Source organism: Thioalkalivibrio thiocyanodenitrificans ARhD 1 (assembly GCF_000378965.1).
In the GTDB taxonomy this organism is placed as follows: domain Bacteria; phylum Pseudomonadota; class Gammaproteobacteria; order Ectothiorhodospirales; family Ectothiorhodospiraceae; genus Thioalkalivibrio_A; species Thioalkalivibrio_A thiocyanodenitrificans.
In genome coordinates, this window is sequence record NZ_KB900538.1 from 25,352 (window position 1) to 39,603 (window position 14,252).

Consider the following 14,252-nt stretch of genomic DNA (forward strand, 5'->3'; position numbering starts at 1 on the left):
GGAGGCTCCATTCTCTCAAGAGTTGGAGCCTCCCCGATACCCGGGGTGGTTCAGAGAGGTGATCAACAATCCTGGGGCGATAGGGTTCGATGCATCTGTGGGACAATCCGAGTCAGAGCGACGTCCTCCCGTATTTGAGTAGCACGCAGATTTGGAGTCCAATCCCCTGATCGGAAGGAGGTTGGGCATGAAGAAGCGGTTTTCGGAGGAGCAGATCATTGGGTTTCTGCGTGAGGCGGAGGCGGGTCTGGCGGTCAAGGAGCTGTGCCGGCGGCACGGGTTCTCGGAGGCGAGTTTCTACCTCTGGCGCAGCAAGTTCGGGGGGCTGGATGTCTCTGAGGCCAGGCGGCTGAAGGCGCTGGAGCAGGAGAATGCGCGGCTCAAGAAGCTGTTGGCGGAGGCACTCCTGGAGCAGGAGGTGACCCGTGAGGTGCTGCGAAAAAAGTGGTAGGCGCACCGTCGCGGCGGGAGGTGGTGCGCTGGATGTGTGCTCGGGGCCTCACGGAGCGCCATGCGCTTCGCTGCGTGGCCATGAGCGCGAGCAGTATGCGCTACCGAGCGGCCCCGGACCGCAATGTGGAGCTGCGCCAGAGGATCGTGTCGCTTGCGCATCGCCACCGGCGTTACGGGGCGGGGATGATCTATCTGAAGCTGCGCCAGGAGGGTTTGGTGGTCAACCACAAGCGTGTCGAGCGTCTCTATGGCGAGGCACGGCTCCAGCTTCGCCGGCGCAAGCGCAAGAAGGTGGCGGCGGGAGAGCGCCAGCCGCTGGTGCGTCCCAGGGCTGCGAACCAGGTCTGGTCCATGGACTTCGTGTTCGACCGCAGTGCCGATGGTCGGGTGATCAAGTGTCTGACGATTGTGGATGACGCCACCCATGAGTCGGTGGCAGTGGTTGCGGAGCGGGCTATCGGGGGCCAGTTGCTGACGCGGATTCTCGATCGGGTGGCTCTGACGCGCGATCTGCCGCAGGTGATGCGTACGGACAATGGGAAGGAGTTTTGCGGCCGAGCCATGCTGACGTGGGCGCATACCCAAGGGGTGGCGTTGCGGCTGATTGAGCCTGGAAAGCCGAACCAGAACGCGTACATCGAATCGTTCAATGGGCGCTTGCGGGATGAATGTTTGAACGAACACTGGTTTGTAAGCCTGGCTCATGCGCAGCAGATCATCGAGGGCTGGCGGCGCGAGTACAACGAGGAGCGCCCGAAGAAAGGACTGGGCGGGCTCACGCCCGCTGCTTATGCAAGAAAACTGGCCGTGGCATCGGCTACCGTGGCAACCGGACTCTAAATGCCAGCGCTACTCAACATGGGGGGACGTCGAGAGAGCAATAACGACTAATAATATCGACAATTGCTCTCTTACGCCGTTCGCATTGCGGTTGAAAGGTACTTTGGGAGGAACTGATGGGCAAAATGGGGTTGGGGCTTAGCATAATAGCTGTAGCATTGGCGATTGGGTCCGTATTGGGGTTTGGATCGTTGTACTTGACTGAACCGGGGTCAATATTTAGGCCGTTTGCCGCTATCACATCCGGAGTTATCATGCTTTTAGGGCTAGGCGTAGGGCTTTATATAGCTGCATCACCGGAATCATTCGGAAGCCGGAAGTGATAGAGAGGAGAGCATAGATGTATAGGAGTTGGGTATTTGTAATGGCGACTTGGTTCTTGGTGCCTGGAGCATTATACGCTTCGGATTACGTTGCGACTGTTCAATATACCGATACTTCGTCAAATGTCTCATTTATTGTGTTTCAAAAAGCGGATCGCGATCTGTCGTTTTGTCAAGATTTAAATCGGAACTTTGTCAGGGGCCTTCGGACAAACTGTGCAGATTGTGTTGTGGAACACCAGGGTTGTAATCGTGGCCTTCCAGGTGGATATAGGGATATTTTCAATAATGTCCCTCACGCGTTCCCATATATAGCAGCGCCTCACATGCGCATAGTGGTATTTGGCTCACCGGAAGCGGTAGCAATCTGTCGACAACGAGCAGAGATATTGCGAAAGGGGATGAATCAGGACGCCCAATGCATCTCTGATTAGTTCGTGACGGCCACGTATTCCCCACAAGGCCATTCAGCCGACGCTCTCACCCCGCGAGGCCTCTCCGGCCGCCGGTCGGGTCTCAGACGCGAGCGCGCTGTGCGTCTACACAAGCTACCAACTGGGCGAGATCCGCCACGCGGCCGATCAGATTGATGGGTGCCTCGTGCAGATCCGCGTTGAGGTTTCGCATCCACGCTTGGAGCGCGTGCTCGTCTCCAGCCATGAGGGCATCGAGGCCGCGGTAAAGCCGAACTAGCAGCACCGCCAGCTCCCAGGACTTGTGCTTAGGGTTGAGGTGATACTGACCTGCATACATGCGGCTCAAGGTCGCCAGGCTTAACCCGATCGTCGCCGAGAGCTGGGCACGCTTGAGGCCAAGCAGATCCGCAGACCGGATGACCGCCTTCGTCAGGGCCTGCGCGCGCGCTTCGGTCGAATATCCGCTGTCCTCTGAGATTGTGCTACGCATGGCCATAATCCCCCGCTAAGCCTATTCTATTCGCCTGGCGACTAGCGATCTACCGGAGATCCCGGTGCCGCCCTAATCAGGCCGGGATGTCGGAAAATCACTAAACTAGCTCATTGAGACCGGTGACGAGTCTAGTCTCAGTCCAAATGCAGGCAGACGAGCCTGCCGCAACTGGTCGCCACTTGGGCGCTAACGCGGGAGACCGACTCAACCGTGCGGCGCATGGCCGCGAAGATCGACAGATCGTGGGCGTGGATGCTCTACGGCAGGCCCGTGGGGACGGTGGATCCATCGTTTGGTACCCGGCCGTATCACGAAAGGCTGAATCGCCTTATGCTACGGGGCAGGGCCAAGGTCAGGATCAATGGAGGTTCTAAGTCTTGGTGCATAATATCGAGAAGCTGGCGCATTACGGAGAGATGAAGTGGTAGTGCGTGCAGGAGGCTGGTCGGATCAGGTGGTCAACGGGTCTTTAGGAAGGAGCCGGATGCACATGACAGCCCCTGGCGTGCCATCCGAGTGGAGGACCGCGTCCCGAACGGAGTTTCCGTTTCACTCATGGTGAATCCGAAAGTAAACCGGCCGATGCTTCTCAATCCAGAAATTCGACAGTCTCGTTATGCGTAAAAGGGGGGCAACATGGGGTTAATCTTTAAGGTTCCGGGGTTTATTGTCGGCTCCGTGGCAGGGCTATGGGGATTCTTTATATCTCTCGGCATAGTCGTCGATCAATTGGGATTCATAGGTGGTGCTATTGCATTTCTCCTTGCCCCGGTGACTTTGGCTTTTGCCCCATGGTATGAGGCGATAGCCAATTCCAATTGGTTCCCCGTTTTGCTTGTGTATGGTGGCGGCATAGGTGCAATGATACTCATAGCGATAGGGTCCGCGATAGACGGTGACTAGACTTTGAGAACAGCATTAGCGGTCATAGTTGCAGGTGTATTTATGCTGATAGGGTGGATTGTGCTGGCCGCATTGCTTTATGGCGTAATGTATGTGGCCTCACACGCCAGGGAAGGCATTGGCCTGATCCACCTCCTAAATATTATACTTATGTGGATTCTCGGGCCTGGGTTCGGTGGATTTTTGGCCACTTATATAACGCCCAGGGTTTTCAAGACAGTTGATGCCACAACGATAGCTACAAGCTTTATCTCTGTTGTTGTAACGCTTGCCGTCGTAATCAGTCTACTATCCCTGACGCTCACGCCACATAATGGCGGCGGGTTGGGCGAGTTTGCCCTGTTTGCTGTTCAGGTCGCTGCAATTGTTATCGGTGCCATAATAGGTAAAAGTGTCTATATCCAAAGCAGCGCATGAGATGGTGCTCCCGCCGACCGCTCAACCACTGGGCGGTTTTGCATCGGCTGAGCTTGGTCGTTACCCATTGGTGGAGAGGTTTGTGTGTTCGGGCAACCACTTGTAAGAACCCATGGTCTTAAATGGGGTAGCACCACTGAACCCACGCATCAGGCGAAATCGGGGCAAGACCCGTAGATCGATTCAGGGGGGTCGACACACTCGTCGTCAGTGACCCTGCACACTCGACGATCAATCGGGATTCCCTCCAGTCAGGAAGCACCCGAGTAAGTGAGCTCTTAGGGCCGCAGCCCCGAATGGGGCTCTGCTTCTCCTGTTCGGGTTATACTCCGATCGCGCGGTCACCAATCTAACTGGCGACTGTGAATCGACGCGGGGATCAGCGCCGTTCCTTGGCCATGGCCGCTATAACCCTATCTTCGAACTCCCCCCAGACTTCACCAGCACGAGCACCAGTCGTGGCGCCCCAGAACATGCCACATTTCCTGAACCACTCGAGCGAACTGTCATTTAGGGCCTCTAGGCAATACGCACTATATGCATCAGCTTCCGCTTCACTCCTGATCTGACCGTCCTTGATGGCGGCAAAGCCGGCGATAAGCAATACGTTTTCTAGCCCTCGGTCGTTGTTCATCAATGACATGTCGGCGTACACCCGAACCTTCGCCTCGATGAGGCCTAGCTTGAAGGCACAAAACATACCTTTGACCGCGATCGAGTCCGATATTGTGTCAACGGCAACTGAAAACTGACCCACTTTAACGGTATTTCTGCAAAGTAAAATTGACCCACCCGGCTAGTTGTTGTCGCTGGCTGGGGGCTTCATGATCCCCGCCTTGTGTTTCTCCCGCAGCCTGTAGCTGTCGCCTTTGATCTGGATCACATGGGAGTGATGCAGTATGCGATCCAGCATGGCGGCGGTCAGTGCCGTGTTGCCCGCGAAGGTCTCATCCCACTGCCCGAAGGAGAGATTGGAGGTCAGGATGATGGATCCCTTCTCGTAGCGCTGGGTGATCACCTGGAAGAACAGATTGGCCTGATCCCGATTCATGGGCAGATAGCCGATTTCGTCGATGATCAGCAGGCTGGGCCCGTTGACACTGCGGCGCAGGACCTGCTTGAGTCGTCCCTGGCGCTGGGCGGTATCGAGCTGCAACAGCAGATCGGCCGCCGTGATGAAGCGCGTCTTCAGTCCCGCCTGGGTGGCCAGGTAGCCCAAGGCAATCGCCAAGTGGGTCTTGCCGACCCCGCTGGGGCCGAGCAGCACGATGTTTTCCTTGCGCTCCACGAAGGCCATCGAGCTCAGCGCCTGGATCTGCTTTTTCGGAGCCCCGACGGCAAAGCGAAAGTCATACTCGTCGAGTAGCTTGATGGCCGGAAAGCCCGCCATCTTGACCAGCACGCTGCGGCTGCGCTGTTGGCGCACCTCAAGTTCCGCCTTCAGGCACTGCTCCAGGTAGTCCGTGTAGCTGGACTCGGTCTTCGCCGCCGCCTGCGCCAGGGTGTCGTACTGGCTGGCGATTCCGGCCAGCCCCAAGGTGTCGCAGACCGCCAGGAGACGCTCGACTTGCAGGCTCATGACTGGCCCTCCTGCAACAGGGCATCGTAGACGGCGAGCGGATGTTGCAGCATCTCGGGGGCAAAGCGTTGCGGCGTGGGCGCCCGGGGCCGGGCCAGCGGGGTCACGTTCTCGGGCAACGCCAAGGGCAGCAGCGCCTCGCGCTCCTCGGCCCAGCGCTGGGCTGGAACCGCCTCGGTCGTGGCGTGCGTACGCGCATTGGCCACGTCGCGCAGCCACGTGCGCACCTCCAGGTTGGCCGTCTCCACATCCAGCACCAGCCCGCCCTGGCTGAGCCGCGTGCACAGCGGGACAAAGAAGCTGTGGCGCAGATAGCCGATGAAGCGCTCGACCTTGCCCTTGGTCTTGGCCCGGTAGGGACGGCACAAGCGCGGCGTGAAGCCCGTGTGCCTGGCGAAATCCCACAGCGCGGGATGGAAGCGGTGCTGATCGCGCCCGTAGGCATGGCGTTGTTGCACCACCGTGCGCATGTTGTCATAAAGCACCTCCCGGGGTATCCCCTGGAAGTAGGCAAAGGCGCTCTCATGGCAGTGCTTGAGTGTCTCGAAGCGCTCGTTGGTGACAAACTCCACATAGCTGTAGCGGCTCCAGCCCAGGGTCGCCACGAAGGCCGACAGCGGGTGCCTGCCGCGGCGGAACACACCCCAGTCGACCTGCATCTGCTGCCCCGGCTCGGTCTCGAAACGCACCACCGGGTCGGGCCGGGGTGTTGGTCGTAACTCGGCCATGAAGTAGCGCAACAGGCGGATACTGCCCTGATAGCCCAGCGCCCTGATCTCGCGCTCGATCACCGTGGCCGGGATCCAATGCGGCCTGGCCGCTTCCAGGCGTTCCCGGATGTAACCCTCGTAGGGCGCCAACTTGCCGCACCGTGGGGGACGCGCCGCGTAGCGGGGCTCGCCATCCGACCTCAGGTACTTGCGTACCGTGTTGCGCGACAGGCCCGTGTGCCGGGCGATCTCCCGGATCCCCGCCCCTTGACGATGCAAAATCTTGATCTCCATACACCCTTCCTTCTTGATCATCTCGGTCCCCCTGCGAATTCTGGGGGTCGAGGTTAATGAAGGGTGGCTTGGGTTCAACTTCAGTTTCAGGCGTGGGTCAGTTCCTCATGCTGGTGACAGCGTGATTGGGCGGACTGCAAGAGAACCACTCAACCATCTAAATCTGCGGATGTTTCCTGGCCCCTGTTGTCTCTTCCGCCTGGCACAGGCGGAAGGGCGTTCAAGCGCATTCCCGGCATAGAGAATTTTTTTCATTCTCTGTGCAAATCTGCCAGTGAGATTAGCTATACGAGTCGAGGGCAACCTCATCTAATGTGTAGAAACTCTCAAAGGAGATCAAAAATGAAGCATTACGACGTGACTCCGCACACGTGCAATGACCCGTGGCAAGACATTGTTCGAAGGGAGAAGTTGATTACCCAGAGTGTACGGGAGAAGGTCCGCCGTGAGAATCTTCCCTTAGTTAGCTGGCTGTTTGAGGAAGCAGCACGACAAGGGCTCGATACACCCGGGCTGGCGAGTCTGCTGAAGGTCACGCTTGGCTATCTTGAGCAGCTGAAGCGCGGGGTTCGTAGCACAAGAGCAATCTCGTATGAGTTCTCGACATCGTGTGCAAGATTTCTCAATGTGCCTCGTGTCGCTGTACTGCTTGCGGCCGATCAACTGAGTATGGAGGACTATTATGCCTCTACAGATTCGCTTGCGCGGGACGTCGATCGCGCTCTAGATGTAGTTAGGCGAGACCCCGAATGGTCTGTGTGGCTCCCACGAAACATCCACGCGGCAGACTATGAGGTGAAGCAGTTGGTTGTTATTGAACCGCCCCGGGAATTGCGGAGGCTGGTTGGTTTAAGTCAAGCCGCCATTACGGCCTGACTGGCGAGTTGCCGATAGTAGTTTGCCTCAGCTTCCACCGGCGGAATATACCCCAAGGGCTCCATCAACCTCTGATGATTGAACCAGGACACCCATTCCAGCGTCGCCAGCTCCACCGACTCCCTGGACCTCCAGGGGCCGCGGCGATGGATCAGTTCCGCCTTGTACAGGCCGTTGATGGTCTCGGCCAAGGCATTGTCGTAGCTGTCGCCACGGCTGCCGACCGACGGCTCGATACCGGCTTCGGAAAGTCGCTCCGTGTAGCGAATGCTGACGTATTGCGACCCGCGGTCGGAGTGATGGATCAGGGCATCGTTATGCTCGGGCTGCCGAGCGTAGAGCGCCTGCTCCAGGGCATCGAGCACGAAGTCCGTGGTCATGGTGCAGCTGACGCGCCATCCCACGATGCGCCGTGCGAAGACGTCGACAACGAAGGCCACGTACAGCCATCCCTGCCAGGTCGAAACGTAGGTGAAGTCCGACACCCAGAGCTGGTTGGGGCGCTCGGCCTGGAACTGCCGATTAACCCGATCCAACGGACATGGCGCCGATCGGTCCGCCACGGTGGTGCGAACCGTCTTGCCACGGCGTGCCCCCTGCAAGCCCAGGCGGCGCATGAGCCGCTCCACGCTACAGCGCGCCACGGAAACACCTTCGCGGTTGAGTTGCTTCCAGACCTTGTCGGCGCCGTAGACCTGGAGGTTGGCCTCCCAGACACGCTCAATGTGTGGAACCAGCCGCTCATCGCGCTTGGCCCGGGCACTGCGCAGATCCGGATTGCGCCGCCGGGCCGCATGGCGCCGGTAGGCCGATGGGGCAACCTGCAACACTTTGCAGATCGGCTCGACCCCATAGGCGTCCCGGTGCTGATCGATGTAGGCGTTTACGACTTCAGTTTGCGGTCGAGCTCCGCCTGCGCGAAAAAAGCGCTGGCGGTACGCAGGATCTCATTGGCGCGCCGTAACTCCTTGTTCTCGCGCTCCAGGTCCTTGATGCGCTGCGTCTCGGCCGTGGTCATGCCTGGCCGCGCACCCGCATCAATCTCCGCTCGCCTGACCCACTCCAGCAGCGTCTGTGGCACGCAGCCGATCTTTGGGGCTATCGACTCCACAACCGCCCACAGCGACGGGTACTCCCCACGGTGCTCCTGGACCATCCGCACCGCCCGCTCACGGACCTCAGGTGAAAACTTGTTTGACTTGTTCATGGCTCCATTCTCTCAAGAGTTGGAGCCTCCGCGATACCCGGGGCGGTTCATATTGCTTACGAAGAGGCGACGAGTAAGTCATTGTTATCCGCTCGTGTAGATGTGACGCAGGTGTCTGACAGACTGGACGAATTCACCTTCTGAGCTGTCAATTCAGTGGCCGGGGTTTCCCCGGCCACTTCTTTGTGGTCCTTTCCCTAGTGCCCCCGGGGGGCAGGCCCCTGTGGACGGAACCGTGTGGCCCGCCTGATGCGGATCAACGCCTCAATGGAAGGCTTCTTCGGGCTGCTGAAACGCGAACGGGTCAATCGCCGAATCTATCAGACCCGCGCCGAGGCCAGGGCCGACGTGTTCGACTACATTGAGCGCTTCCACAACCTGCGCCGCAGGCGGCCTCTTGAGGCGGCTAAGCAGAAGCAATTACTCTTAACTCATCCGTCCGTCTCAACGATCAGCCGGGGTTCTCTCAATGCAAAAGCTGTTTCTGGCGACCCTCACGCTCAGTGGAATCCTCTTCTCCCTGTCCGTGAACGCATGGCCCAAGATCACGCTTGGGGAAGACAGTTCAGTCTGTCGTGAAGTCGGAGAGGTTGCCCTTGCCACCCATCGTTCAACGTCCTCCATCAGAGACGAGTACGCTGCTATGCAGTTATTCACCCGGGACATCATTCTTGGTCCCACAGAGGTTGATTTGACGGGCGGTGATGCCTTGCAGGCCGATCCCGATGTTATCGACAAGATTCGGAATCGCTACTCTTATCGGGGCAACACCTACTGGCAGAAGAGCCCCCATGGCAACTATCGCTTCGTTCTGCATGAAACGCCGGTGGGATGGCGTGGTGATATCTTCAACCTGTTCGCGTGGCCCGCAGACCTCTCGATCGAGGCCTTCTGGGACCATTTCGAGCAGCATCGTAATGTTAGCGACGTGGATACCGCGTTCATCAGCGGGGCGTGGCGATCTCCCCTTGTCCTTTCGGCGGATGATGATGATCAGTGGTGGGTTTTCTATGTCGGCCCTCCCAAACACTATTCTGGTACTTGGACTGTGTTCTCATTCTCTTCTAACGGCGCGGAACTGGTTTGCCAAATCGAGTTCGGGCCCGATGTTGACGATACTTTTCTTCTCTTACCGGAGCCCGTAAGGGCTTTGGCGGAACTCCTCGTTATGACGCTGGGCTATGATACAAGATGGGGTAACGTTGCCCCCATTCATCGTATCAAACGGGCCACGCAGACTGCTTGGGCAGAGGCGGTTCTCCGGCCTTGGGTGAGAAGGGAGCCGTACAACACGACGGCACAGGTAGATCGCGGCTTAAAGGCGTGGGCGGACATGGACGACTGGAACAGAGGTCTTTACGAGCAGATCAAGGCACAGTATCCGGTAGCCGAGAGTGCTCTTGCCTTACTCTATGAAGAGCAGTTCAACCATTCCAGGGAGGAAGCCAGGGCCTTAGCAAGGGAGGTTCTGGACAACATATATCGAATGCATTATGTGTTTCCGCGTAGTCCGTGACAGGTCGTGTAGAGCCAGCGGATACCTGTCGGAAGTTCTTTTATGTGGCGGAATCGGGGAGAGCAATGGTCAAACGCCGGTTGATTATTGGGGCAATGCTGTTGCTGCTCGCGGCGATTGCACACGGCACGGAATACACGGTCTCGGATGGGTACTTCGTGACGTCCGAGGGGCGAGTTCCCGAGAGGTGTTTTGGCCAGCTTATGACCGAGCTTAACGGTGATGACACAGTGGCTGCGGTGTTTTTGAGCCAGTCCTCCGTTCGAGGCTGTGTGAGGACCAACCTCCCGTATCCCGGGGGCGACGACGACGCGGAGGTTTCGTACTCGATCGTGGAAAGTCGGGGTGATGGCAGATACAAGATTGAGGATCTGTCAAACCGTCGACGGCAGCATGGGGTCTTACTTCGATAACGTACTTGTGCGCTTTGTGAACCGAAACATCAGAAACGAGATCGGTGACAGATCTATTTTTTAGTGCGAAACACGATCTGTTCCATTGTCCTATATTGCTATACCTGATTTTGTTTGAGTTGGGCTTCCGGGAGGTGTGCTGTGAAAGGGTTAACCGTGCGAGAGTTATGGCTTATGCAGGAAGCTTGGTTAGCGGCTAAATGGTGGAATAGATTCGAGAAAATGGAGCAATGGTTATTCCTGCATTCTGAATCTGATCGCCCCTGCCCTGGCGATCGACTAATGCATACAGAAGATGTGCCAGAATATGAACTTGTTATGAAGAAAGCCTTGCTTGAAGAACTCAATCGCCGAGAGGAGGAAAGAGTTGAGAATAACAGGCCTAGTCCGAAGAGATACATCTTTTCTGAATACCTTAATCCTACTATCGAACGAAACTAAGGGACGTCCGATTAAGTGATGTCGAGCGATCGGGTGGAGCGTATAAAGGCCGACACATCGTTTCCTCGTCCAAATTCGGTCTGGATACGCTGTTCTATTGACCGGTTCGAGCCCGATTACCGGCCAATCCCCGGCCACTGGGCGCACTTACCCCGTCTCTCGCAACAACTGGCGCCTCACCAGGCACAGATTCGACAGCGCAAACAGCATGGTTAGCTGAGCCGTGTTCTTGGCCAGCCCCCGGTAGCGCACCTTGGTATGTCCGAACTAGCGCTTGATGACCCGAAACGGGTGCTCAGAGGTGGACCCCATCCAATGGGCAGTGACTGGACGATGGTAGGTGCTTGCCCCGGTGACGCTTGTACGGAAAGCACCACAGCGGACCGCTGGCCGGATCACTCGCCGAGAGGTTGCGCTCGCGGGTCGTATAGCCCTTTTCTCCGTGCACCTCGCACTCCTCGCCGTGCAGCAACTCATCGGTGATCGAGACATCCGACACCTTCGCCGCTGTGCTTACCACCGTGTGCACCAGCCCGTGGGCCGTGGGCGGTATCCACGCCCACATTAGCCTTCATGCCGAAGTACCACTGGTTGCCCTTCTTGCTCGAACTCATTTCGGGGTCGCGCTTGCCTTGGGCGTTCTTCGTGGAGGTCGGCGCGGCAATTAGGGTGACATCGACCATGGTGCCCTTGCGCAGGATCAGGCCGCGCTCGCCCAACAAGCCGTTGATCTCTTCGAACAACGCGCCTGTCAGGCCCTGGCGTTCGAGCAGATGGCGGAACTTACAAATGGTGGTCTCGTCGGGAATGGCCTCCACAGTGGCGTCGAGGCCCGCAAACTCGCGCAGCAGCGGGATATCGTGCAGCGCTTCTTCCATGGCCGGGTCCGCGTAGGCGGCGAACCACTGCTGCGTGAAGTGGACGCGCGGCATCGTCTCAAGCGGGATCGGGCGGTGCCCATTGCCGGGCTTGGGATCGTGAGGCTCAATCAGCGCCACCAGCCGCAACCAAGGCACCAACTGATTCATCTCGGCCAGAAACTGCGCCTTGCGAGTCTTATTTCGGGTGTTTCACAAAGCCCGAATCGTTCAAGCCCCACTGTTTCATCGTTCGCCCTGTTGCTCCGCTATCGTGGTTCGACGATTATCCCATGCCATGGGGGCTTAATCAGAGGTTCCTTAGTGCTGGATGTGTAGGGCCGGCCAGAAAGCGGGATTAAATGTATAAGTAATGGCGTTTAGGTTCTTTTGGATTCGAGTCTTTAGAATTTCCATGTTGTAACCGACGTCGTAAATGTATTGTGGGTCGTTGTCAGCGTAGCGAATTCCCAAGAATCCGTAGTACAGGAGAAACTCTATTACGTGTCCAATCTCCTCTCTGCTCAGTCCATTGACGTCGAGGAGAATTCGAAGATCATCACTCGAAAACTCAGAAGCTTCGCCAAGAAATTGATACATAAGACGGGCCGCCTTCGGCTCAATGTCAGTGAGCTCCTGGTCTGCGTCTATCAACAAATCATTCGAATACGCGATTAATCCTTTCTTGATGTCTTCCGCCTGAATTTTGTCATGCTGCAAATTGACGGCGAAGCCTCGAGATGCTCCGAAGATCTTAAGGAAGTTCCGTGGACGCATTAGTGATCTTTCGATCATGAACTGTGAAGTCTCCTCGCCATCAATATGTGACACGCAGATCGCATTCCAGACCTCGCCGAATGTCGCGTGCTTCGGGAAGTCGTTCTGCACAAGTCTCATTAACATCATAGTCCGCAGCGTATCTGGATCTCTCCAATCCAAATCGGCACGAGTTTCCTTCCCGAAATCCGAAGTTTCATCCATCAAAAGCTGGTACACGTCATTACGTATAAAAACAATTGCGTGAAAATCCCGCCCTTCCCGATTCATTTGCCGTTGTATTTTTCTCGCCGCATCGATAAGGCAGCGAAGAATCGTAATGTCTCCCGTTGCCGGCCCATGGCTAGACCATCCTTTATCCAAATTATCGAATAGCAGTAAAACCTCGTCCTTATGGCGGAGATAACGAGACAGGCTTTCGCGAAGCTCTCGAATATTGGCGGCGTGAATTAGCCCCGTGATTTCATCGGTCGTTAAAGTAGTTCCGGTTTCCTGCTTATGTCGAGACATAAATTCCTGCACTATCGATGCGGATATCGTAAGCAATCGCTCAGAAAAATCGCCTTCGGCCACATGCGCGATTTCCCGGTACAGCTTTGCAAGTTCTTCGTAACCGTCATACAAACGATGGTCGCGAAGATGGCGCTCTTGATCCTTCTCTAAAACTTTGTGACATATCTCTGCATAAAGAAGGTATTCCCACAGTGCCGTCACAAGGTGCTGTTTTGCACCTGATGAAAGAAAGTCAAGCACGTCTTCCTTTAATTTGACCAGCTGATAACCCTCAGGCTTTAGGTCAACGACAATGTTGTTTTTATTGGCGCGCTTCCTGTTGCGGACCTGCGAGAACAGTGCTGTTTTCCCCGTTCCCTTTCTCCCGACCACCAAATTCACTTCTCCACGCAAGGCGCGGTTGAATTCGTCGGTTTGAAGATAGTATTCCCCCAGCGTCTGAAACTCGTTCTCAGCCATGGGGTCGCCAACGGTCAAGGTGCTCAGCAAATTACCGATTGGGAGATCAAGATTCTGCGTCTCTTGAATTCTCTCGAAAACCGACAAAGAAAACTCGTGTATTAAATCCTTCAGGTCTTCCGGACGGCTGTACGATTTGGCGAAATCTCGTACGTCTAGGGGTGCCAACGGCGCTGCTTGATCCTGTAGCACGAGCGTCGGAAGTTCGAGGCCAAGGCTTAAGCCGGTGACGAAAGCCGCGCGGATGTTGTGAACGGAAGCGTCTTTTTGGTCGGGCGCTAAAAGTGGTACGACGACGCCATACGACGACGCAACGTGGGAAATCGCCTCGGGTGCCGATAATCGTGCAGCTTCGGCGGGAATAAAGCTTCGATAGAAAAGCCGCGCCTTCTTTATCCGGGAGATTATGTGGGACATAGCGCCGCCACGCACCGGAGTCTCGAGGACATAGGCCGGAGTGGTTACATTTGGCTTCGCTGTTGTATCTATAGGGTGAAGGTCGCGGATGTTGGCAATTAGACGTGCCAGCTCCCGCGCTTGGGAATAGGTTTCGTAACCGAGCGTATCGAAGATGCCGATGCGATTAATAAGCTCGTCGTCTGCCTCAAATTCCGACGACTTCGTGAGAAATACTCTGCGCCCGATGAACCGCCCCGGGTATCGCGGAGGCTCCAACTCTTGAGAGAATGGAGCCATGAACAAGTCAAACAAGTTTTCACCTGAGGTCCGTGAGCGGGCGGTGCGGATGGTCCAGGAGCACCGTGG

The 14,252-nt window shown here is 56.7% G+C and carries 11 protein-coding genes, 2 pseudogenes and 1 other annotated feature; of the genes and pseudogenes, 6 read left to right on the forward strand and 7 right to left on the reverse strand.

The features are described from left to right. The first annotated feature begins 187 nt into the window (after positions 1–187). A protein-coding gene (locus THITHI_RS0118100) for an IS3 family transposase (protein WP_156820551.1) occupies positions 188–1,293 on the forward strand; the annotation gives its coding sequence in 2 pieces (ribosomal slippage) (positions 188–446 and positions 446–1,293; 1,107 coding nt in all). An 839-nt stretch (positions 1,294–2,132) separates the two neighbouring features. Here THITHI_RS0118100 and THITHI_RS0118105 read toward each other — a convergent pair. After that, positions 2,133–2,528, reverse strand: a complete 396-nt coding sequence (locus THITHI_RS0118105) for an antitoxin Xre-like helix-turn-helix domain-containing protein (RefSeq protein ID WP_018234463.1) — start codon at positions 2,526–2,528, stop codon at positions 2,133–2,135. Between the two features lie 903 nt (positions 2,529–3,431). Here THITHI_RS0118105 and THITHI_RS0118110 point away from each other — a divergent pair. After that, positions 3,432–3,845, forward strand: coding sequence for a hypothetical protein (locus THITHI_RS0118110; RefSeq protein WP_156820712.1), 414 nt, complete (start codon positions 3,432–3,434; stop codon positions 3,843–3,845). 379 nt (positions 3,846–4,224) lie between these two features. Here THITHI_RS0118110 and THITHI_RS0118115 read toward each other — a convergent pair whose 3' ends face one another. The 3 genes from THITHI_RS0118115 to istA are packed head-to-tail and all read right to left on the reverse strand — an operon-like array spanning position 4,225 to position 6,449. Continuing rightward, entirely contained in the window at positions 4,225–4,602 is a 378-nt protein-coding gene (locus tag THITHI_RS0118115) for a hypothetical protein (RefSeq protein WP_156820713.1), read from the reverse strand. A 39-nt stretch (positions 4,603–4,641) separates the two neighbouring features. Continuing rightward, complete coding sequence (gene istB / locus THITHI_RS0118120; protein ID WP_018234466.1) at positions 4,642–5,424, reverse strand: IS21-like element helper ATPase IstB; 783 nt, start codon at positions 5,422–5,424, stop codon at positions 4,642–4,644. Further along, positions 5,421–6,449 (reverse strand): IS21 family transposase, encoded by a 1,029-nt coding sequence (gene istA / locus THITHI_RS0118125; RefSeq protein ID WP_026186481.1) that lies wholly within the window; start codon positions 6,447–6,449, stop codon positions 5,421–5,423. The genes istB and istA overlap by 4 nt, the downstream gene beginning before the upstream one ends. Positions 6,450–6,770: 321 nt before the next feature. Here istA and THITHI_RS0118130 point away from each other — a divergent pair, with 321 nt between their 5' ends. Beyond that, positions 6,771–7,304, forward strand: coding sequence for a hypothetical protein (locus THITHI_RS0118130; protein ID WP_018234468.1), 534 nt, complete (start codon positions 6,771–6,773; stop codon positions 7,302–7,304). Here THITHI_RS0118130 and THITHI_RS0118135 read toward each other — a convergent pair. After that, a protein-coding gene (locus THITHI_RS0118135; RefSeq protein ID WP_156820441.1) for an IS3 family transposase occupies positions 7,283–8,511 on the reverse strand; the annotation gives its coding sequence in 2 pieces (ribosomal slippage) (positions 7,283–8,232 and positions 8,232–8,511; 1,230 coding nt in all). The genes THITHI_RS0118130 and THITHI_RS0118135 overlap by 22 nt on opposite strands. Then, positions 8,117–8,233: a sequence feature (AL1L pseudoknot), on the reverse strand. (Overlaps the previous gene by 117 nt.) Before the next feature lie 258 nt (positions 8,512–8,769). On the opposite strand from THITHI_RS0118135, the pseudogene THITHI_RS20435 reads away from it, so the two are divergent. From THITHI_RS20435 to THITHI_RS20725, 3 genes and pseudogenes are all read left to right on the forward strand, one after another. Next, positions 8,770–8,934 (forward strand): annotated as a pseudogene (locus THITHI_RS20435) (IS3 family transposase); the annotation flags it as partial. Positions 8,935–9,154: 220 nt separating this feature from the next. Continuing rightward, the gene (locus THITHI_RS0118150; protein ID WP_232199476.1) at positions 9,155–10,027 is read left to right on the forward strand and encodes a hypothetical protein; all 873 of its coding nucleotides are present in this window, start codon (positions 9,155–9,157) and stop codon (positions 10,025–10,027) included. Positions 10,028–10,581: 554 nt separating this feature from the next. After that, positions 10,582–10,881: a hypothetical protein gene (locus THITHI_RS20725; RefSeq protein WP_156820714.1), complete on the forward strand. Its 300-nt coding sequence runs from the start codon at positions 10,582–10,584 to the stop codon at positions 10,879–10,881. 147 nt (positions 10,882–11,028) lie between these two features. Here the strand turns inward: THITHI_RS20725 and THITHI_RS19660 are convergent. Together THITHI_RS19660 and THITHI_RS0118170 are read right to left on the reverse strand one after the other, a co-directional pair. After that, a pseudogene (locus THITHI_RS19660) lies at positions 11,029–11,988 on the reverse strand (IS5 family transposase). A gap of 71 nt (positions 11,989–12,059) precedes the next feature. Beyond that, entirely contained in the window at positions 12,060–14,183 is a 2,124-nt protein-coding gene (locus tag THITHI_RS0118170; protein ID WP_156820715.1) for a P-loop ATPase, Sll1717 family, read from the reverse strand. Between the last annotated feature and the right edge of the window lie 69 nt (positions 14,184–14,252).

Coding starts and splice junctions, on each gene's coding strand:
- istB (WP_018234466.1), bottom strand. CDS start 5,424: ATGAGCCTGCAAGTCGAGCGTCTCCTGGCGGTCTGCGACACCTTGGGG.
- istA (WP_026186481.1), bottom strand. CDS start 6,449: ATGATCAAGAAGGAAGGGTGTATGGAGATCAAGATTTTGCATCGTCAA.
- THITHI_RS0118150 (WP_232199476.1), top strand. CDS start 9,155: ATGCAGTTATTCACCCGGGACATCATTCTTGGTCCCACAGAGGTTGAT.
- THITHI_RS0118105 (WP_018234463.1), bottom strand. CDS start 2,528: ATGGCCATGCGTAGCACAATCTCAGAGGACAGCGGATATTCGACCGAA.
- THITHI_RS0118170 (WP_156820715.1), bottom strand. CDS start 14,183: ATGGCTCCATTCTCTCAAGAGTTGGAGCCTCCGCGATACCCGGGGCGG.
- THITHI_RS0118130 (WP_018234468.1), top strand. CDS start 6,771: ATGAAGCATTACGACGTGACTCCGCACACGTGCAATGACCCGTGGCAA.